Genomic DNA, 19,356 nt, shown 5'->3' with positions numbered 1-19,356 from the left:
TTCCCGGGGCGAGGCGCCGGCTCCGGCGATTGTTGCCGCTGACAACTGGTAGCGCCCTCACCACTCGGCGAAGGAGCCGTCGTCGTGGCGTAGGACCGGTGAGCGCCAGCGGTGTGGGTCGGCGGCGGCCGCGCGGACGGCTTCCTCGTTCACCTCGATGCCGAGGCCGGGGCCGGTCAGCCGCTGGACGTGTCCGTCGGTGAAGGCGAACACCCGCGGATCCACCAGGTAGTCGAGCAGCGCGTTGCCGCCGCCGTACTCGATGCCCAGGCTCTGCTCCTGGATCAGGAAGTTCGGGGTGGCGAAGTCGAGCTGCAGGCTGGCCGCGAGCGTGATCGGTCCGAGCGGGCAGTGCGGGGCGACGCTGACGTCGTACGCCTCGGCCATCGCGGCGATCCGGCGTACTTCGGAGATGCCGCCGGCGTGCGAGATGTCCGGCTGGGCGACCGCGATCCCGGTGGGCAGCACGTCCCGGAAGTCCCAGCGGGAGAACAGCCGTTCGCCGGTGGCGATCGGGATGCTGGTCGACTCGGTGATCCGGCGCAGGTCGCGCGCGAACTCGGGCAGCACCGGCTCCTCGACGAACATCGGCAGCAGCGGCTCGAGCAGCGGCAGGATCTGCCGTGTCGCCGCCGTACTGAACCGGCCGTGGAAATCGAGGGCGATGTCGACCTCGTCGCCGAGCGCTGCGCGCAGCGCCTCGACCCGGCTGACCGAGGCTCGGAGCTGCGCGGCCGAGGGGATCGGAGGCAGCGCCTCGGACAGGTTGAGCTTGAGCGCCGTGAATCCCTTGGCGACCTTGGTCTGGGCGTCGTCGACGAGCTGCGCGTTGTCGCGGCCGTGTACCCAGGTGTAGACGCGGGCTCGCTCGCGAACCGGTCCGCCGAGCAGTTCGTGCACCGGGACCTCGTGAAAACGCCCCTTGATGTCCCACAGCGCCTGGTCGATGCCGGCCAGCGCACTCGACAGCACCGGGCCGCCGCGGTAGAAGCCGCCCTTCGCCATCACCTGCCAGTGCTCCTCGATCCGCAACGGGTCCGCGCCGACGAGGTACTCCATCAACGCGCCGACCGCGCCCTGCACGGCCTCCGCCCGGCCTTCGACGATCGGCTCACCCCAGCCGCTGATCCCTTCGTCGGTGTCGATCCGCAGGAACTGCCATCGCGGCGCCACCAGGAACGTTTCGTATCCGACGATCTTCACACGGCCTCATTGGGTTGGTTGTCAGGAGCGGCGAGGAGGGCGGCGACCAGCTGGTCGGTCTGGCGCAGGACGAGGGCCGCGCCACCCGAGGCGCCCGCCCGGGCGCCGAGGTCGAGCTCCGCGGCGACGACGTCGGCGTCGCGGGTGAGTCGCATGGCGGTACGGCGCAACGTGGCGCGGATCGGTTCGAGCACCAGCTCGCCCGCGCGGGCGAGCTCGCCGCCGACGATGATCCGCTCCGGGTTCAGCAGGTTGCAGATGTTCGCGAGCACGCGCCCGGTCAGCTCACCGGCTTCACGCAGCACTTGTAAGGTTTCCGGCTGGCCGTCGGCCGCGGCGGCGAGCAGTTCGTCGAGGCCGGCATCCTCGCCGAGCACTGGTGCCAGGGCGGTGAGTACGGCGGGAAGCGACGCGTACTGCACCAGGCAGCCGCGGTTCCCACAGGGGCACAGAGCGCCGGACGAGTCCGCCGACAAGTGACCGATCTCGCCGCCACCGCCGCGGGCACCGCCGTGGTGCAGGGTCCCGTCGACCAGTAGCCCGGATCCGATCCCGGTGGACAAGCCGAGGTACAGGACGTCGCGGACGTCCCGCCCCGCGCCCCAAGTGAACTCCGCGACCGCCTCCAGGCGGGTGTTGTTCTCCACCAGGACCGGTACGGCGAGATGCCGGCCGAACTCCGCCGCGACGTTCACCCCGGCCCAGGCCTGCCCCGGCAGGGACGGGCCGACCACGCCGGTCTGCAGGTCGAGCGGCCCCGGGACGCCGATCGCGACGCCGACCAGGTTGTCGCGGTCGAGGCCGGCTCGGGTCAGCAAGTCGTCCAGCAGCTCCAGACCGGCCGTGAGTCGCTCCTGCCACGGGGTGTCCCCGGCCACGCGGACGCCGTCGCTGGCGAGCGTCGTACCGGACAGGTCGGTGAGGTGGCACCAGACGCGTTCGAGCGTGAAGTCGAGCCCGGCGGCCGCTCCGGCGGCGGGGTTGGCGCGCAGGAAGCCCCGCGCGCGGCCGTCCACCTCGGACGCGTCGATACCGGCCCGGGCGACCTGGTCGCCGACCACCTCGAGCACGACACCGCCGGTGATCAGGTCGGCCGCGATCGTCGAGACCGTGGTCCGGGAGACGCCGCAGATCCGCGCCAGCTCGGCCCGGTGCAGCGCCCCGTGCTCCATGAGCGCGGACAGCATCCGTTCGGAGTTGGTGCGCCGCAGCGCTCGCAGAGATCCGGTGTCCTTCGCAGCCACGACGTCGAGTATCGGCGGAACAGGTTCACGGCGTCAACAAAACTGACAAGGTGTGTTCGAAGTCTTGACACAAACGCCGAAGTGCTCGAACAATTTCGCCCACAGTCCCGGGGACGGCCCGGGGCCCGGCGACCTGGATGGCGACATGGACGCTGAGAAGGCCGAGCCGAACGGCAAGGCGCCACTGGTGGTGGTCACCGGCGGCCTGGGCCGCGTCGCCACGGTCGTGCTCCCGTGGCTGCGCAAGCAGTACCGGGTCCGGTTGGTCGACCGGGCTGCCACGACAAGGCGATCCGGCGAGCTGGTCCCGGCGGACATCGCCGATCCCGAGGCGACGCGCGAGGTCCTGGCCGGTGCCGACGCGATCCTGCACCTGGCGGGGAACAGCAGCCCTTGGCAGTCATGGGACAGCGTGTACACCGCCAACGTGTGGACGACTCAGGTCGTCCTCGAGGCCGCCGCGGCACACGCCGTACCGAAGATCGTGCTCGCCAGTTCGCTGCATGCGTCGGGGGAGTACAACCGGCCGCAGTACTGGCCCGTCGATCCACGGCTCGATCCGCGCCCGTGCTGCCCGTACGGCCTGGGCAAGGTCGTGCTGGAGGCGTTGGGACGAACACATGCGGACCGCACCGGCGCATCGGTCACCTGCCTGCGGCTCGGTCTGACCGGTTGGCCGCCGAGCGAGCGGCGGTACCTCGGCCAGTGGCTGTCCGACGACGACGCCGGCCGGTTGATGCTCGCGGCCCTCGGAGCGACAGAACGGTACGGCGTGCACTTCGGCGTCTCCGCCAACACCCGCAACCAGTGGGACACAACCTCCGCCCGGCACGAGCTGGGCTACCGACCCGAAGACGACAGCGAAGCGCTCGCGGACCAGGCCGGACCCTCCTCCGGCCCGGTCTGCCGGCTCTTCGATCCAGAGACACCTGAATGAGAGGTTGGCCATGACGACAACGAACCCCGGGCTGTCCCGCCGCCGGTTCCTGGCACTCGGCGGCGCTGTTGCCGGTAGTGCGGCCGGCGGAGCATTGGCTGTGGGCTGCTCGCCGGCGTCCTCCACGAACACCCCGGTCGCCACCGGCACCGGCTCGGCCGCCAAGGGGGCCGTGACCGTGATGTCCCAGGCGGGCGAGTTCGGTCCGAAGGAGGCCAAGGCCGCGTCCCAGGCGCTCGGCCTGACCGTGAAGACGGTGGAGTACGACCTGACCAAGCTGACCGCGATGCTTGCCAGCGGCAACCCACCGGACGTGGTCCGGGGCATGGGCGCGACCGAGACGCCGTACCTGGTCGCCCGGCAGGTCGCGGAGAACCTGGATCCGTACTTCGAGAAGAGCTCGCTGATCAAGGCCGACGACATCGACCCGGTCAACGACGTCTGGCGGTACGACGGGCAGAAGCAGGGCAGCGGTCCGCGGTACGGGTTCGCGAAGGACTACTCGCAGGACTGCACGCTCTGGTACAACGGCGCGCTGTTCGACGCCGCGAAGGTGACCCGGCCGAGTGCGACGACGCCGTTGCTGCTCGACGAACTGCTCGACGAGGGCAAGCGGCTGGTGAAGCGTCAGGGCGCGAAGGTCAGTGTTTACGGCCTGAACCCGAACGGCCTCGGCCTGTTCGGCCAGCTGACCTGGATGACCGACCTGGCCGGCGGGAAGCTGACGGCCGACGATCTCGCGTCGGTCGACTTCAGCAGCCCGGAAGCGCAGCGGGCGTTGACGTGGTACCTCGAGTACGCGAAGGCCGGTATCGGGCCGACCGTCCTCAACCCGGACCCGAACGGGTGGGACGGTCCGACCTTCCAGGCCGGCCGGATGGCGGCCACGCTGAGCGGCTACTGGCTCGGCGGCCTGTTCGCCGGTGACGCCAAGTCGGCGAAGGTCGCCGGGTTCGCGCCGGCGCCGCAGTTCGACACCGGCCGCCGGGTCAGCCCGTGCTTCGGCGCGACCGGGCTGTGGATGCCCAAGGCGGGCAAGAACAAGGACGCCGCGTGGGCGGTGATGGAGTGGTTCCTGGCCGGTGATCCGGCCAAGGCGCGAGCGGCCGGCGGCTGGGGCATTCCACCGCTCAAGTCGTTGCAGAAGCTGATGCCGCAGAAGCTGCCGTACCAGAAGCAGGCCTACGACGTGCAGATGGCCGAGAAGGAGCACTTCTCCGTCACGTCGTACACGCCCTACGCCCGGCAGGACGCGATCAACGCGGTGATCACCCGAGAGTTGCCCAAGGCAATCAAGGGCGCGATGCCGGTCGGCCAGTTCGCGGACACGCTGAACGACCAGATCAACGCGCAGCTCGCGGACGGAAAGAAGCGGTTGCGGTGAGCTCCGCGCTGACGGAGGTACGGCGTCCCGCCGAGGCACCCGCTCCGAAGCAGGTGGTCCGTGGGAAGAAGCCGCCGGGTCTGAAGAAGGCGCGGACGTTCTACTTGTTCGTCGCGCCGTGGATCATCGGGTTCGTCACGCTGACGGTGTTTCCGCTGGGGTACGCGTTCTGGCTCAGCCTGACCGACTCCGACGGGTTGTCGCCGCGGACGCACTTCGTCGGCTTCGACAACTACATGGAGATCTTCCGCGACCCGCTGACGTTGAGTTCGCTGGGCAAGACGGGGCTGTTCGCGCTGGTGACGGTGCCGTTGTCGATCCTCGCCGGGCTGCTGCTGGCGGTGATGCTGAACCAGCCGATCAGGGGACGCGGGCTGCTGCGCGGCCTGATCTATCTGCCGGCGGTCGTTCCACCGGTGGGCGCTGCGCTGACGTTCCGGCTGATCTTCGACCGGGACGCGGGTGCGGCGAACGGCATCCTCAGCGGTCTCGGAGGGAGCCCGATCACCTGGCTCGTCGATCCGAATGTTCGCTATGTGCTCTATGCGCTGGTGTTGTGGGGCTGCGGCGGGGCGATGATCATTTCGCTGGCGGGCTTGCAGGACATCCCGCGCGAGTTGCTCGAGGCGGCGCAGGTCGACGGGGCGTCGTACTGGCAGACCTTCACGCGCATCACGGTGCCGCTGCTGTCGCCGGTCATTCTCTTCCAGGTGATCACCGGGGTGATCGGGTCGCTGCAGTCGTTCGCGCCGTTGCTGTTGTCCTCGGGATCGCTGAGCGGCGCGGGCGCGGTACCGCAGGGCAACTACATGTACATGATCCATGTGTTCGCGCAGTACTTCAGCGCCTCGCGGTTCGGGTACGCGTCGGCGATGTTGTGGCTGCTGTTCGCGGTGATCCTGCTGGTGACGCTGGTGATCATCAAGGTCAGCGCCCGGACCGTGTTCTACACCGTCGAGCCGGAGGGCAAGAAATGAGCCGGACCTATCGGTGGGCGATGTGGCTGGTGCTGCTGGCCGTCGTCGTGGCGATGCTCAGCCCGATCGCCTGGTTGGTGCTGACGTCGCTGAAGTCGCCGGCCGAGATGGCGTCGTTCCCGCCGACCTGGTGGCCGAAGGAGCCCCGCCTGGCGAACTACGGCGACGCGATCAGCAAGGTGAACTTCGTCGGCGCGACGCAGAACTCGCTGACCATCGCGTTCATCACCACGACGCTGACCACGCTGAGCTCGGCCTGGGTCGGGTTCGGGTTCGCGCGGCTGTCGGCGCCGGGGAAGAAGCAGTTGTTCGTCGTGCTGCTCGCCACGATGATGCTGCCCGGCATCGTGACGCTGGTCCCGACGTACCTGATCTTCGCGAAGCTGCACATGGTGAACACGTACTGGCCGTGGGTCGCGTGGGGGCTGGGCGGCAGCGCGTTCCTGATCTTCCTGTTCCGGCAGTTCTTCGCCGGCATCCCGCGGGAGCTGGAGGAGGCGGCGATCATCGACGGCTGCGGGTACGTCGGGATCTTCTGGCGGATCTTCCTGCCGCAGTCCTGGCCGGTGATCGCGGCCAGCGTGATCCTCTCCTTCACCGGGGCGTGGGGCGACTTCGTCGGCCCGGCGATGTTCCTCAGCCAGGACAGCACGACCCTCGCCGTCGCGATGGCCTCCGGCTACGTCAACGACAAGGGCCTGCCGATGAACAACCTGGTCGCCGCCGGCGCCGTCATTTACGTACTCCCGGTCCTGGTCCTGTTCCTCTTCATGCAACGCCGCTTCGTCAGCGGCTTCTCCACATCCGGAATCAAGTAACGGAGGTTGGGAAATGACAGTACGACGACGCGCGACGGTGCTCGCAGCCGCCGGGCTGATGCTGGCCGCGGCCGGCCTGACCGGCACTGCGCAGGCAGTCGACAGACAGTTGCCGCAGGCAAGTGAGACCACCTGCTCCGCCGGTGCGGCGCAGCGGCCCGCCGGGATGCGACTCGCCTGGAGCGACGAGTTCGGTGGTGATTCGCTGGATCGGCGGTCGTGGAGCACGGTGATGGACTTCCCCGGTCGAGCGGGCGGGCACTACCACAACACGTCGTACGGGAGCTACGCCGTCGACGAGAACGTCGTACTGTCCGGCGGGAGGTTGCGGCTGGTGACCGACAACAAGCCCGTCGTCGGGACGGATCCGGCCGGGACGTACCAGTACACCGAGGGCTTCATCTCCTCGCACGACAAGTTCTTCCAGGCCTACGGCTATTGGGAGATCTGCGCGAAGTTCCCCGCGGGCAAGGGACTGTGGCCGGCGTTCTGGCTCATCCCGCAGGACCGCAGCTGGCCGCCGGAGATCGACGTCGCCGAATGGTTCGGCTCGATCGAGAGCATGCACAGTGGCCTGGCATCGGGGACCTGGCCCGACGTCCGCTGGGACAGCCACCGGCCGGCCGGCCTCACACCCACCACAGGCTGGCACCGGTACGGCGTGCTGTGGTCGCCCGGCCGCATCACCTTCACGGTCGACGGCGCGCCGACCTCGACGATCACCGGCGCCCAGGTCCCCGACAAGCCCATGTACGTCGTCCTCAACAGCGGCACCTGGGCCAACCCCGACCGCGGCGGCCCGCCCGACGCGACCACCCCTTTCCCGAACTCCTTCGATGTCGACTACATCCGGGTCTACCGCACGAAATAGGCCTGTCTACGACAGTCGGGGTGGCCCGCTCAGTCGACCAGTTGTCAGTCCGGTTCGGGGAGGGTGGGGGTCGGGAGGGCGAGTTTCTCGTCGGGTTTGGCGGAGAGTACGTCGTTCACGTACGAGCGGGCCGCTTCCATGGTGTCGACCTCGTGGCCGGCCTGTTCGGAGAGGAACCAGCGGTGCTCGAGGACCTCGTGGAAGACCTCGGCCGGTTCGAGCTTGCGGCGCAGGTTGCGGGGGACCGACCGCACGACGGGCTCGAAGACGTCGGTCAGCCACTGGTGGGCGACGATCTCCTCGTCCTCGTTCTGCTGGTCGGTCGCCGCGGCGAACGAGTCCAGGTCGTTGAGCAGCCGGCGCGCCTGGTTCTCCTCGACGTCCAGGCCGGTCAGCCGCAGCAGCCGCCGGGAGTGGTGGCCGGCGTCGACGACCTTCGGCTGGATGCGGACCTGGCTGCCGTCCCAGTCGGTGATGATGTCGATCTCCGCGACGTCGAAGCCGAGTTCGTTCAGACGCCGGATCCGCGAGTCGAGCCGGTGCATCTCGTCGGTGGCGAACTCCTCCGGCGCGGTCAGCTCGGCCCACAGCGCCTCGTACCGCTTCTGGATCGACTCGACGGTCTCCTGCGGGTCGATCGACTCGTCGAGCAGCCCGCCCTCCTGCAGGTCGAGCAGTTCGCCGAAGAGGTTGATCTCGGCGGTGTAGAGGTCGTGCGCCCGCTGCCCGTCGGAGATGTCCTGGTGCAGCTCACCGGTCTCGGCGTCCACCAGGTACGCCGCGAACGCGCCCGCGTCGCGCCGGAACAGGGTGTTGGACAGCGAGCAGTCGCCCCAGAAGAACCCGTTCAGGTGCATCCGGACGAGCAGCGCGACCAGCGCGTCGATCAGCCGGTTGACTGTGTCCGGGCGCAGCGTGCTGGAGAACAATGCGCGGTACGGCAGTGAGAACTGCAGGTGCCGGGTGATCAGGATCGAGTCGATCGGCTCGCCGTTGCGGTCCACCCGGTCGGTGATCACGCCGACGGGTTCGACCGACGGCGCCTCGAGGCGTTCGAGGTCGCGGAGCAGGCGGTACTCGTGCATCGCCAGGTGCTCGAGGACCTCCTTGATCGCGTACACGCTGCCGTTGACTCGGACGAACCGGACCACGTGCCGCGAGATACCGCGTGGCAGCGCAACGAGCTGTTCCTCGGGCCAGTCCTCCAGTGGGACGTCCCAGGGGAGCGACAGCAGACCGGTGTCCGGGCGGGTGGCGACGAATCGAGGCACGAGCACCAGTCTGTCAGCATCCTGATCTCTCAGGCAGCCTTGTCTGAATTCCTCCCCACCGCCCCGGTCCCAGCTGGCGAAACGACGTACGCAAGCTCTTGCAAGTTCTTGCGTGATCAGGCGTAGAGTTTGCGTCATGACACGACGACTTGCAGAGGTGGCCCGGAAGGTCGGGGTCAGCGAGGCCACGGTCAGCCGCGTCCTGAACGGGAAGCCCGGAGTGTCCGAAGCGACCCGGGAGGCCGTGCTCACCGCGCTGGACGTGCTCGGGTACGAGCGGCCCACGCAGCTGCGCGGCGACCGGGCGCGACTGGTCGGCCTGGTGCTGCCGGAGTTGCAGAACCCGATCTTCCCCGCGTTCGCCGAGGTCGTCGGCGGCGCGCTGGCGCAGCAAGGTTTCACGTCCTTGCTCTGCACGCGGACGGTCGGCGGCGTGTCCGAGGCCGATTACGTGGATCTCCTCCTCCAGCAGCAGGTCTCCGGGGTGGTGTTCGCCGGCGGGTTCTACGCCCAGGCGGACGCGCCGCACCAGCACTACGAGCTCATCCAGGAACGCAAGCTGCCGACCGTCCTGGTCAACGCGGCGGTCGACCACCTCGGGTTCCCGCAAGTCTCGTCGGACGACTTCGTGGCCGCGGAGATGGCGATCGGCCACCTTCGCGCACTCGGCCACCGGCGGATCGGGATGGTGCTCGGCCCGCGTGACCACATCCCGTCGCGCCGGAAGCTGGACGCCTTCCTGGCCGCGGAGGAGGCGGATCCGGGCCTGGTCGAGCACACGATGTTCTCGCTCGAGGGCGGGCACGCGGCCGCGACCAAACTGGTGAACGCCGGCGTCACCGGCATCGTCTGCGCCAGCGACATCCTCGCGCTCGGCGCGATCCGTGCGGTCCGCCGGGCCGGCCTGAGTGTCCCCGACGAGGTCTCGGTGATCGGGTACGACGACTCCGCGATGATGAACTGCACCGACCCGCCGCTGACCACCGTGCGGCAGCCGATCGACGCGATGGGCCGCGCCGCGGTCGACATGCTGGTCGCCCTGATCGAACGCGCCGCCGTCCCCGCCGACGAACTCCTCTTCGAGCCCGAACTCGTCGTCCGCGCCTCCACCGCCCGCGCACGCATCTAACCTTCACGCAGCACCGAGCAGCCGCTGACCGATCAGGTCGGCGGCTGCTGTCGTTTGCCCTCCGAGTGGCAATCTCCCATACGAAGTCACGTTTTTGCAATCTCAGATCGAAGTATTGCGTTCATGGCGTTCAGTTCCCTACGGTGTCGGCACGAGTCGAGGGAGAGGGTGGAAATGACCACAAGGCGCCGCGGGCTCAGCCTGCTGCTGGTGATGGGACTCGGGCTGGTGACCGCGTCCTGCGGATCGGACGACCAGAAGTCGGCGGGGGAGACCGATGGCAAGGTGACGATCACGGTCGGCTGCATGCCGCCGAAGAGCAACCCGAAGGAGCGCGAGGCCTGGGAGGCGGACGTCGCCGCGTTCCAGCAGGCGCATCCGAACATCACGGTCGAGGGCAAGGACGCGTTCCCCTGTATCAACCCCGACACGTTCCAGGCCAAGCTGGCCGGCGGGACGCAGGAGGACGTCTTCTACGTCTACTACACCGACGTCCGGAAGATCATCGAGAAGAAGCAGGCCGCGGACATCAGCCAGTACGTCGGCAGCGTCGGCAAGGTGAAGGACCTGCGCCAGGACGTGATGAGCGTTTTCAAGGACGGCGAGAAGACCTACGGCCTGCCGCGCAACAACTACAACATGGGCCTGGTCTACAACCGCAAGCTGTTCACCCAGGCCGGTCTCGACCCGGCCAACCCGCCGAAGACGTGGGACGAAGTCCGTGCGGCCGCGAAGAAGATCGCCGCGCTCGGCCCGGGGTACGTCGGGTTCGGTGAGTACTCGGCCGGCAACACCGGCGGCTGGCACTTCGCCGCGGAGCTGTACGCGCGCGGCGGGTCGATGACCAGCGAGGACGGCAAAACCGCGGCGTTCAACAGCCCCGAGGGCAAGGCGGTCCTGGAGACGCTGCAGAAGATGCGCTGGGAGGACAACTCCATGGGCAGCAAGCAGCTGCTCCAGTGGGAGGACCTGATGCGCATGATGGGCGGCGGCAAGCTCGGCATGATGATCGGTGCGCCGGACGTCGTGCAGTCGGTGAACAACGACTTCAAGGGCAAGTTCGAGGACTACGGCGTCGCCGCCGTACCGGAGTCGGAGGGGAAGTCGTCGCTCAGTGGTGGCGACGGATACATGTTCAACCCGAAGGCGTCGGCGGAGAAGATCAAGGCCGGTCTGCTGTGGCTGGAGTTCCACGAGCTGACGCCGGGGCAGGGCCAGTTCAACTACCAGCGGGCGAAGACGCAGGGCCGTCCGGTCGGGCTGCCGATCCCGGACCTGTACGGGAACAGTGCCCCGGGCAACGAGATCAACACGCTGCGCAAGCAGCACGCCACGGTCCCGGTCGACAACTTCACGCCGTACGTCGAGGCCCAGGGCAACATCACCAACAAGCTCGAGCCGCCGAAGGCCCAGGAGCTGTACGCCGTGCTCGACGTCGCGATGTCCGCCGTACTGACCCGCAAGGACGCCGACATCGGCAAGCTGCTGAGTGACGCGGAGTCCAAGGCCAACAAGATCCTGGCGAAGAACACGTAATGACGGTGACCGAGGAGCGGGTCCGTCGTCCCCCCACGCGGGGGACGACGGACCGGCGATCCCCCAGAAAGCGCGGTGCGCTGCAGCGTGCCGTGGGGCGCAACCTGACGGCGTACGGCTTCCTCTGCGGCGCGCTGATCTGCTTCGCGCTCTTCTCCTGGTACCCGATGTTCCGGGAGATCGTGCTGAGCTTCCAGCAGAACAACTTCGTCGATCCTGGCCGGTGGGTCGGGTTCGACAACTTCCGCACCGTGATCGCGGACCCGGCGTTCGCGGCCGCGTGGCTGAACACGGCGGCGTTCAGCGGGCTGGCGCTGGTGATCGGGTACGCCGTGCCGTTCGTGCTGGCCGTGGTGCTCAACGAGTTGAAGCACGCGAAGGCGTACCTGCGTTTCGTCGTCTACCTGCCCGTGATGCTTCCGCCCGCGGTCGCCGTACTGCTGTTCAAGTGGTTCTACGACCCCGGCGCGGGCCTGTTCAACCAGGCGCTGGATGCCGTACACCTGCCGCCGCTCAGCTGGCTGGACTCCACGAGTACGGCGCTCGTCAGCCTGGTGATCGTGTCGACCTGGATGAACCTCGGCACCGGCACGCTGATCTACCTCGCCGCGCTGCAGAGCATCCCGGGCGAGCTCTACGAGTCCGCGGAACTCGACGGCGCCGGCCTGTTCAAGCGGGTCCGGCACGTGACGATCCCGCAGACCAAGCTGATCCTGCTGGTGATGCTGCTCCTGCAGATCGTCGCCACGATGCAGGTGTTCATCGAGCCGTACCTGCTGACCGGCGGCGGCCCGGAGAACGCGACCGTCACCGTCGCCTACCTGATGTACCAGTACGCGTTCAACTTCGGTGACTTCGGCGGCGGTTCCGCCCTCGGCCTGATGCTGATGATCGTGCTGATGGTGTTCTCCGCGATCTACCTGCGCGTGTCCCGGGAGGCCGAGCGATGAGAACCCTGGTGTCCCCGCAGTCGCTGCGCACCCCGCGCGGCCGGATCGTCTACTGGACGATCCTGACGCTGACGGTCGTCGGCTTCACCGGCGCGTTTGTGTTCCCGCTGTACTGGATGGTGACCGGCGCGCTGAAGTCACCTGACGAGCTCGCGCAGATTCCGCCGAGCTTCTTTCCGAAAACGTTTGACTTCCAGGTGTACGCCGACGCGTGGGAGCAGCTCCAGCTCGGTGTGTTCCTGAAGAACACCGCGCTGTACGCCGGAGGCGCGTGGCTGTTCACGCTCGCGGTCGATGTCACCGCGGCGTACGCGCTGTCGAAGCTGCGGCCGGTGCTCGGAAAGCTCGTGCTCGGGGCGATGCTGGCGACGTTGATGATCCCGCCGATGGTCCTGCTGCTGCCGACGTACCTGGTGGCGAAGGACCTGCCGATCCTGCACCTGGACCTGCTGAACACTCCATGGGCGATCTGGTTGCCGGCCGCAGCGAACGGGTTCTTCGTGTTCCTGCTCAAGCGGTTCTTCGACTCGATTCCGAAGGAGCTGCTCGAGGCGGCGGAGATCGACGGCGCGACGCCGATGCGGATCCTCTGGTCGATCGTGCTGCCGGTGTCGCGGCCGATCATCGGGGTGGTGTCGATCCTGTCCGTGGTGACGGTGTGGAAGGACTTCGTCTGGCCGCTGCTGGTGCTGCCGGAGACCAGCAAGATGTCGATCAGCGTCGGCATCGCGTCCCTGTCCGCCCAGATGCCCCAGAACGTCCTGATCGCCTCGCTGGTGATAGCCAGCCTGCCCACCATCCTCGTGTTCTTCGTCTTCCAGCGGAGCATCATGGCCGGGCTCACCGCCGGAAGCCTGAAAGGTTAAGGAGATTTGATGGCCGACGAATGGTGGCGCGGAGCCGCGATCTACCAGGTCTATCTGCGCAGCTTCGCCGACGGCGACGGGGACGGGATCGGGGATCTCGCCGGGCTCCGCGCGAAGCTGCCGTACCTGGCCGAGCTCGGCATCGACGCGATCTGGCTGAACCCGTGGTACCCGTCCCCGATGGCCGACGGCGGGTACGACGTCGCGGACTACCGCGCGATCGACCCGGCGTTCGGCACCCTGGCCGAGGCGGAGGCGTACATCGCCGAGGCACACGCGCTGAACATCCGCACGATCATCGACATCGTCCCGAACCACGGCTCGGACCAGCAGGACTGGTTCGTCCAGGCCCTGCGTGCCGGTCCCGGCTCACCCGAACGCGAGCGGTTCGTCTTCCGACCGGGCCGCGGTGATGGCCCGCCCAACGACTGGCAGTCGATCTTCAACGGCCCCGCCTGGACGCAGGTCGCGGACGGCGAGTGGTACCTGCATCTGTTCGCCCCCGAGCAGCCGGACTTCAACTGGCGCAATCCCGAGGTGGTCGAGGAGTTCCACGACATCCTCCGGTTCTGGCTGGACCGCGGTGTGGACGGGATCCGCATCGACAGTGCCGCCGTACTGTTCAAGGACCTCGACAGCCAGGAGGAGTCGTACACCGACCACGACGAGGTGCACGAGGTGTACCGCGGCTGGCGGCGGATCTCCGACACGTACGACGACCGCTTCTTCGTCGGCGAGATGTGGATGCCGGACCAGGAGCGTTTCGCGTTGTACCTACGGCCGGACGAGCTGCACACCGCGTTCAACTTCGACTTCCTGTCCCGGCCGTGGGAAGCCGCGGAGCTGCGCGCCTCGATCGACCTGACGTTGTCCACGCATGTCCCGATCGGCGCACCGCCGACCTGGGTGCTCTCGAACCACGACGTGACGCGACCGGTCACGAAGTACGGCCGGCAGGACACGTCGTTCTCGCACCAGGACCGCAAGCACGGGATGCGGACCGATCTGGTGCTGGGCGAACGTCGCGCGCGTGCGGCGGCCCTGCTCGCGATGGCGCTGCCCGGCGGCCTCTACGTCTATCAAGGCGAGGAGCTCGGGCTGCCCGAGGTCGAGGATCTCCCGGACGAACTCTTGCAGGACCCGATCTTCACCCGCTCCCAGGGCACCGACCGCGGCCGGGACGGTTGCCGTGTGCCCCTACCGTGGTCCGGTAAGGAGCCGCCGTTCGGCTTCGGCGACGGTACGCCGTGGTTGCCGCAGCCGGCGGACTGGAAGAACCTCACGGTCGAATCCCAGTACGACGACCAGAACTCGATGCTTTCCTTGTACCGCAGTGGTTTGAAACTGCGCCGGGCCCTGCTGGGTGACGGGTCGCTGACGTGGTTGGACGCGCCCGCCGACGTACTCACGTTCCGGCGTGAGACCCTCACCTGCGTCACCAACCTGAGCGCTGACGCAGTGAGCCTGCCCTCGCACGAGGAGGTGCTGATCACCAGCATCCCCCTCGACGAGGGCAGGCTTCCGAGCGACGCGACCGCGTGGATCAGCTGAGCGGCCGGAACCTGCGTAGCCGCAGGCTGTTCGACACCACGAAGACCGAGCTGAAGGCCATCGCCGCGCCGGCGAGCATCGGGTTGAGGAGGCCCGCGGCGGCCAGCGGCAGGGCGGCCACGTTGTAGGCGAAGGCCCAGAACAGGTTGCCCTTGATCGTGCGCAGCGTGCTGCGGGACAGCCGGATGGCGTCCGCGGCCGCGCGCAGATCCCCGCGGACCAGCGTCAGGTCGCTCGCCTCGATCGCCACGTCGGTGCCGGTGCCCATGCTCAGGCCGAGGTCGGCCTGGGCGAGGGCCGCCGCGTCGTTGACGCCGTCGCCGACCATCGCGACCACCCGGCCCTCGTCCTGCAGCTTCTTCACCGCGTCGACCTTGCCGGCCGGCAGGACCTCCGCGATCACCTCGTCGATCCCGACCTCGGCGGCCACCTTCGTCGCCACGGCCTCGTTGTCCCCGGTCAGCAGCACGGGCCGCAGCCCGAGCGCCTTCAGGTCCTTGATCGCCTGCACGGACGTGGGTTTCACGGTGTCCGCGACGACCAGCACGGCTCGTGCCTGCCCGTCCCATCCGACCGCGACCGCCGTACTGCCCTCGGCCTCAGCGTGCTCCTTGGCGTGCGCGAGGTCCTCCGGCAGGTACTGGCTCCACTCCTCCAGCAACCGCGTCCGCCCGACAAGGACGGCGTGCCCGTCGACGATCCCCTGTACACCGAGGCCTTCGACGTTCCCGAAGTCCTCGACCTCGGGAAGCGTCCCGGTCTCGGCCGCCGCGGCCCGCGCCACGGCCTGCGCGATCGGGTGCTCACTCGAGTGCTCGAGCGCCCCCGCCAACCGCAGTACCTCGGCCCGGTCCTGATCGGGAGCCAGCAGTACGTCGACCAACTCCATCCGGCCCGTGGTGACGGTGCCCGTCTTGTCCAGGACGACGGTGTCGACCCGCCGCGTGGACTCCAGCACCTCCGGCCCCTTGATCAGGATGCCCAGCTGGGCGCCGCGACCGGTGCCGACCATCAACGCGGTCGGCGTGGCCAGCCCCAACGCACACGGGCAGGCGATGATCAGTACGGCGACCGCGGCGGTGAAGGCGATCTCGACCGGCGAACCGTTGCCCAGCCAGAAGCCGAGCGTCGCGAGCGCCAGCCCGATCACGATCGGCACGAAGATGCCCGACACCTTGTCGGCCAGCCGCTGGACAGCGGCCTTCCCGTTCTGCGCGTCCTCGACCAGCCGCGCCATCTGCGCCAGTTGGGTGTCCGCGCCGACCCGGGTCGCCCGCACCACCAGCCGGCCGCCGGCATTGACGGTCGCGCCAACGACCGCGTCACCTTCGCCGACCTCGACGGGTACGGACTCACCGGTCAGCATCGACGCGTCGACCGCGCTGCTCCCGGTGACGACCACGCCGTCGGTGGCGATCTTCTCGCCGGGCCGGACGACGAACTCGTCACCCACGACCAGCTGGTCGGCCGGGATCCGGGTCTCCGTCCCGTTCCGCAGTACGGCGACGTCCTTCGCGCCCAGCTCCAGCAGGGCGCGCAACGCGGCCCCCGAGCGGCGCTTGGCGCGTGCCTCGAAGTACCGGCCGGCCAGGATGAACGTGGTCACACCGGCCGCGACCTCGAGGTAGATGTCCTCCGCGCCGCCGCCCCGGGACGGGATCAGCGTGAACGGCATCTTCATGCCCGGCTCACCCGCCGAGCCGAGGAACAACGCGTACAGCGACCAGAGGAACGCGCTCACCACGCCCAGCGAGATCAGCGTGTCCATCGTGGCGGCGCCGTGCCGCAGGTTCGTCCAGGCGGCCTTGTGGAACGGCCAGGCCGCCCACGTCACCACCGGGAACGCCAGCGCCAGCGACGCCCACTGCCACGACTCGAACTGCAGCGCCGGGATCATCCCGAACGCGATCACCGGGACCGCGAGCACGATGCTCGCGATCAGCCGCTCCCGCAGGGGTTTCAGCTCGTCCGGCTCCTCCGCCGACTGTTCGACGGCCGGTGTCGGAAGGCTCGCGGTGTAGCCGGTCTTCTCGACCGTCGCGACCAGGTCGTCGGTGGAGATGCCGTCCGCGTACGTCACCTTCGCCTTCTCGGTGGCGTAGTTGACGGTCGCGGTGACGCCCTCCATCCGGTTCAGCTTCTTCTCCACCCGGGCGGCGCACGAGGCGCACGTCATGCCACCGATGATGAGTTCGACGGACTGACCGGGCTGGGTGCTGGTCATGATGATGTGCCTCCTCTCAGTGGCCGTGGGGCGTTTCGGCGTGCCCGGGGGTCTCGGTCGTGGTGGTCGCGGACGGTCCTGCCGACGGTACGGCGGACGGTACGGAGGTCGGCGGTGCGATGGTGGTGGTGCCGGTCGAACCCACCTTCACGGTGAACTCGGCGGTGCGCACCTTGCCCGCGTGCTGGAAGTCCAGGAACAGGCTGTACGTCCCCGCGGTCGGGAAGGTCGTCGCGAACTTGATCGACGGTCCGCCCTTCGTCCCCGGTTTCGCGTCCTCGGCCGGGTGGTTGTGCAGGTAGGCCAGGTCGCCACCGCGCAGCGAGACCAGGTGCCCGAAGGCGCCCAGGTACGGCTGCAGATCGGTGACCGGCTTCCCGGCCTTGTTGACCGTGAACGTCAGCTCCGACTCCTTGCCCGCGACGGGCGTGCCGGCGAGCGTCACGTCGTACCCGTCGACGCTGTTGACCGCGGCCGGGTCGTTGACCGGCACCGGGACGTACAGTCCGGTGACGTTCACGTCCGTGCCGAGGGTGATGGTGCTGTCGTGGCCGGTGGGCTCGAAATCGGCGTACAGCCGCCAGGTCCCGCCGGCGGTGAACGTGAACGGGATGCTCCACGTCCCGTCCGCCGCCATCGTCGGGTGGATGTGACGGAACCCGGACAGGTCCCGCCGGACCACGATCAGGTGCAGGTCCTTCTCGTGGGTCTTCGTGTACTTCGTGACGGGCTTGCCGTCCGGTCCTTGAATCGTGAAGCGCAGCTCGGTTTTCTCACCGGCGGTGAAGAACGTCTTCGCCGGTGCGAACGTGTAGCCGGCGTCGGACACCGCCAGACCGGGCAGTTGCCCGGCGGACTCGTGTCCGCCGTGACCCGAGGTCTGCTCCATTCCACCCATCTCCTCTCCGTGCGCAGGGGCCGCGGAGGTGTCGTCGGCCGCCGCGATCGGGTCGACCGCGGAGCCGATGCCGTACGCCGCCCCGAAGGCGAGTGCAAGCGCACCGGCGAACGCGCCGAGCCGGAGCGCGGCGGCCCGGCTCACGACGCCGCCAGTTCGTAGCCCGCCTCGTCGACGGCGTCGCGTACCGCGGCCTCGTCGAGCGCGGACTCACTCGTCACGTGCACCGCGGAGGTGCCGCCCGCGACGAGATCGATCTTCACGTCCTGGACACCGACGAGCTTGCTGATCTCCTCGGTGACGGCAGAGGTGCAGTGCCCGCAGGTCATGCCGGTGACGGAGTAGGTCGTGGTGGTGCTCATAGTCGTGCTCCTTGCTCGAATCGTGTTGGGTGTCGCTGTTCCGTTGCTGCGGCTGTCGGTCGCTCAGTTGCGGCGTCGACCAGGGGCCGGTCGGCCGGGCGGAGCCGGCAGGTTGGTCGGTGGCGGTGCCCGGCTCGGTGGTCAGTGGCGGACCCGGCGGGTTGGCCACTGGTGGAGCCGGCTCTGTGGTCAGCTGCGGAGCCGGCTCGGTGTTCAGCTGCGGACCAGGCGGGCGATGGCGTCGGACGCCTCGCGGACCTTCTCGTCGGCCTCCGGGCCGCCCTTCTGCGCGGCCTCGACCACGCAGTGCGAGAGGTGCTCCTCGAGCAGCTCCAGCGAGAACGACTGCAGCGCCTTGGTGGCCGCGGACACCTGCGTCAGGATGTCGATGCAGTACTTGTCCTCCTCGACCATCCGCTGCAGCCCGCGAACCTGCCCCTCGATCCGCCGCAGCCGCTTCAGGTGACTGCTCTTCTCGGCGGTGTACCCGTGCACATGCCCGTCATCGCTGCTCATCTCGCGGCCCTCTTCCTAGCTCAGCTACCCCACCGGGGTATCTCCACGCCCCCGAAGTTACCCCCTCCGGGTATGGAACGCAAGTCCTCCGGCAATACCGGCAGGGGGTATTTATCGCCCCTCCCCGAACGAACTCCCCAGACGCCTTTGGAGAGCACCTCGGGCAGGGGAGCACGGATGTCGGCCGGGGCCGCGGCGGTCATCGAACGGCGCAAGCCGGCCACACTCCCACGAATCCCACAGCCGACGGCTGACGTCGACGACGTAAGCGGCGGGGACTGGAGACAAGCAGCGGGGACTGGAGACAAGCCATTACCTGTCGCCAGAACCCACGACTTGTCACCAGATTGCCCACGAGAGGGTTCGTCCCCGCGAACGCCTGCTCGGCCCGCCCTCGCGACCGTCGCCCCGGCCTGGCGCGCACCCTGCGCGTCAGGCGGGAGAGTGCGTACGGCGGTAAGCGCCTGGTGGGCGCGCCCGCGCAAGAGTTGCTGCGTGCGGTGCGCTGACCAAGTACTCGCAGGGTGGGCGGCGAGCGCGCGAAGCGGACGCGCCGAGGAGCGCAGCGACGAGAGGCGACCGCGCAGTACGCGTGGGGTCTCCACGTCCCCCCGTCTCC

Annotated in this window: 17 protein-coding genes; 10 read left to right on the top strand and 7 right to left on the bottom strand. The window is 68.6% G+C overall.

Annotated features, from left to right (window positions below):
- Positions 1–57: 57 nt before the first annotated feature.
- Together dgoD and BJY22_RS00650 are read right to left on the bottom strand one after the other, a co-directional pair.
- Complete coding sequence (gene dgoD, locus BJY22_RS00655) at positions 58–1,203, bottom strand: galactonate dehydratase (RefSeq protein WP_167203239.1); 1,146 nt, start codon at positions 1,201–1,203, stop codon at positions 58–60.
- Positions 1,200–2,447 (bottom strand): ROK family protein, encoded by a 1,248-nt coding sequence (locus tag BJY22_RS00650; protein WP_167203238.1) that lies wholly within the window; start codon positions 2,445–2,447, stop codon positions 1,200–1,202. The genes dgoD and BJY22_RS00650 overlap by 4 nt, the downstream gene beginning before the upstream one ends.
- A gap of 145 nt (positions 2,448–2,592) precedes the next feature.
- Here BJY22_RS00650 and BJY22_RS00645 point away from each other — a divergent pair, with 145 nt between their 5' ends.
- The 5 genes from BJY22_RS00645 to BJY22_RS00625 are packed head-to-tail and all read left to right on the top strand — an operon-like array spanning position 2,593 to position 7,434.
- Complete coding sequence (locus tag BJY22_RS00645) at positions 2,593–3,384, top strand: NAD-dependent epimerase/dehydratase family protein (RefSeq protein WP_167203237.1); 792 nt, start codon at positions 2,593–2,595, stop codon at positions 3,382–3,384.
- A 10-nt stretch (positions 3,385–3,394) separates the two neighbouring features.
- A complete protein-coding gene (locus tag BJY22_RS00640) occupies positions 3,395–4,768 on the top strand; it encodes an extracellular solute-binding protein (protein ID WP_167203236.1) in 1,374 nt (457 codons plus the stop codon).
- Positions 4,765–5,745: an ABC transporter permease subunit gene (locus BJY22_RS41350; protein WP_202890937.1), complete on the top strand. Its 981-nt coding sequence runs from the start codon at positions 4,765–4,767 to the stop codon at positions 5,743–5,745. The genes BJY22_RS00640 and BJY22_RS41350 overlap by 4 nt, the downstream gene beginning before the upstream one ends.
- A complete protein-coding gene (locus BJY22_RS00630; RefSeq protein ID WP_167203235.1) occupies positions 5,742–6,563 on the top strand; it encodes a carbohydrate ABC transporter permease in 822 nt (273 codons plus the stop codon). The genes BJY22_RS41350 and BJY22_RS00630 overlap by 4 nt, the downstream gene beginning before the upstream one ends.
- A 13-nt stretch (positions 6,564–6,576) precedes the next feature.
- Complete coding sequence (locus tag BJY22_RS00625) at positions 6,577–7,434, top strand: glycoside hydrolase family 16 protein (protein WP_167203234.1); 858 nt, start codon at positions 6,577–6,579, stop codon at positions 7,432–7,434.
- Positions 7,435–7,478: 44 nt separating this feature from the next.
- On the opposite strand, the gene BJY22_RS00620 is transcribed toward BJY22_RS00625, so the two are convergent.
- The gene (locus tag BJY22_RS00620) at positions 7,479–8,705 is read right to left on the bottom strand and encodes a DUF4032 domain-containing protein (protein WP_167203233.1); all 1,227 of its coding nucleotides are present in this window, start codon (positions 8,703–8,705) and stop codon (positions 7,479–7,481) included.
- A gap of 136 nt (positions 8,706–8,841) precedes the next feature.
- Between BJY22_RS00620 and BJY22_RS00615 the strand changes: the two genes are divergently transcribed.
- The 5 genes from BJY22_RS00615 to BJY22_RS00595 all read left to right on the top strand — a co-directional run bounded on the left by BJY22_RS00615 (position 8,842) and on the right by BJY22_RS00595 (position 14,737).
- A complete protein-coding gene (locus tag BJY22_RS00615) occupies positions 8,842–9,834 on the top strand; it encodes a LacI family DNA-binding transcriptional regulator (RefSeq protein ID WP_337757914.1) in 993 nt (330 codons plus the stop codon).
- A 174-nt stretch (positions 9,835–10,008) separates the two neighbouring features.
- Positions 10,009–11,370, top strand: a complete 1,362-nt coding sequence (locus BJY22_RS00610; protein ID WP_167203232.1) for an ABC transporter substrate-binding protein — start codon at positions 10,009–10,011, stop codon at positions 11,368–11,370.
- Positions 11,370–12,320, top strand: coding sequence for a carbohydrate ABC transporter permease (locus tag BJY22_RS00605; protein ID WP_167203231.1), 951 nt, complete (start codon positions 11,370–11,372; stop codon positions 12,318–12,320). Before BJY22_RS00610 ends, BJY22_RS00605 begins: the two co-directional genes overlap by 1 nt.
- Positions 12,317–13,186 (top strand): carbohydrate ABC transporter permease, encoded by an 870-nt coding sequence (locus tag BJY22_RS00600; RefSeq protein WP_167203230.1) that lies wholly within the window; start codon positions 12,317–12,319, stop codon positions 13,184–13,186. The genes BJY22_RS00605 and BJY22_RS00600 overlap by 4 nt, the downstream gene beginning before the upstream one ends.
- 9 nt (positions 13,187–13,195) lie before the next feature.
- Positions 13,196–14,737 carry a glycoside hydrolase family 13 protein gene (locus BJY22_RS00595; RefSeq protein ID WP_167203229.1) on the top strand — a complete coding sequence of 514 codons (1,542 nt, stop codon included), beginning with the start codon at positions 13,196–13,198 and terminating at the stop codon, positions 14,735–14,737.
- Here BJY22_RS00595 and BJY22_RS00590 read toward each other — a convergent pair.
- The 4 genes from BJY22_RS00590 to BJY22_RS00575 all read right to left on the bottom strand — a co-directional run bounded on the left by BJY22_RS00590 (position 14,730) and on the right by BJY22_RS00575 (position 18,737).
- Positions 14,730–16,961 carry a heavy metal translocating P-type ATPase gene (locus tag BJY22_RS00590; protein WP_167203228.1) on the bottom strand — a complete coding sequence of 744 codons (2,232 nt, stop codon included), beginning with the start codon at positions 16,959–16,961 and terminating at the stop codon, positions 14,730–14,732. The genes BJY22_RS00595 and BJY22_RS00590 overlap by 8 nt on opposite strands.
- A 16-nt stretch (positions 16,962–16,977) precedes the next feature.
- Entirely contained in the window at positions 16,978–18,003 is a 1,026-nt protein-coding gene (locus BJY22_RS00585) for a hypothetical protein (RefSeq protein ID WP_167203227.1), read from the bottom strand.
- The gene (locus tag BJY22_RS00580) at positions 18,000–18,221 is read right to left on the bottom strand and encodes a heavy-metal-associated domain-containing protein (RefSeq protein ID WP_167203226.1); all 222 of its coding nucleotides are present in this window, start codon (positions 18,219–18,221) and stop codon (positions 18,000–18,002) included. The genes BJY22_RS00585 and BJY22_RS00580 overlap by 4 nt, the downstream gene beginning before the upstream one ends.
- A 213-nt stretch (positions 18,222–18,434) precedes the next feature.
- Positions 18,435–18,737: a metal-sensitive transcriptional regulator gene (locus BJY22_RS00575; RefSeq protein WP_167203225.1), complete on the bottom strand. Its 303-nt coding sequence runs from the start codon at positions 18,735–18,737 to the stop codon at positions 18,435–18,437.
- Between the last annotated feature and the right edge of the window lie 619 nt (positions 18,738–19,356).

The sequence above is a fragment of the Kribbella shirazensis genome, assembly GCF_011761605.1.
GTDB lineage: Bacteria > Actinomycetota > Actinomycetes > Propionibacteriales > Kribbellaceae > Kribbella > Kribbella shirazensis.
This window is presented reverse-complemented; position numbering and strand designations above follow the sequence as displayed.

Coding starts and splice junctions, on each gene's coding strand:
- BJY22_RS00590 (WP_167203228.1), bottom strand. CDS start 16,961: ATGACCAGCACCCAGCCCGGTCAGTCCGTCGAACTCATCATCGGTGGC.
- BJY22_RS00595 (WP_167203229.1), top strand. CDS start 13,196: ATGGCCGACGAATGGTGGCGCGGAGCCGCGATCTACCAGGTCTATCTG.
- BJY22_RS00640 (WP_167203236.1), top strand. CDS start 3,395: ATGACGACAACGAACCCCGGGCTGTCCCGCCGCCGGTTCCTGGCACTC.
- BJY22_RS00600 (WP_167203230.1), top strand. CDS start 12,317: ATGAGAACCCTGGTGTCCCCGCAGTCGCTGCGCACCCCGCGCGGCCGG.
- BJY22_RS00625 (WP_167203234.1), top strand. CDS start 6,577: ATGACAGTACGACGACGCGCGACGGTGCTCGCAGCCGCCGGGCTGATG.
- BJY22_RS00610 (WP_167203232.1), top strand. CDS start 10,009: ATGACCACAAGGCGCCGCGGGCTCAGCCTGCTGCTGGTGATGGGACTC.
- BJY22_RS00605 (WP_167203231.1), top strand. CDS start 11,370: ATGACGGTGACCGAGGAGCGGGTCCGTCGTCCCCCCACGCGGGGGACG.
- BJY22_RS00645 (WP_167203237.1), top strand. CDS start 2,593: ATGGACGCTGAGAAGGCCGAGCCGAACGGCAAGGCGCCACTGGTGGTG.
- BJY22_RS00630 (WP_167203235.1), top strand. CDS start 5,742: ATGAGCCGGACCTATCGGTGGGCGATGTGGCTGGTGCTGCTGGCCGTC.
- BJY22_RS00615 (WP_337757914.1), top strand. CDS start 8,842: ATGACACGACGACTTGCAGAGGTGGCCCGGAAGGTCGGGGTCAGCGAG.
- BJY22_RS00580 (WP_167203226.1), bottom strand. CDS start 18,221: ATGAGCACCACCACGACCTACTCCGTCACCGGCATGACCTGCGGGCAC.
- BJY22_RS00575 (WP_167203225.1), bottom strand. CDS start 18,737: ATGAGCAGCGATGACGGGCATGTGCACGGGTACACCGCCGAGAAGAGC.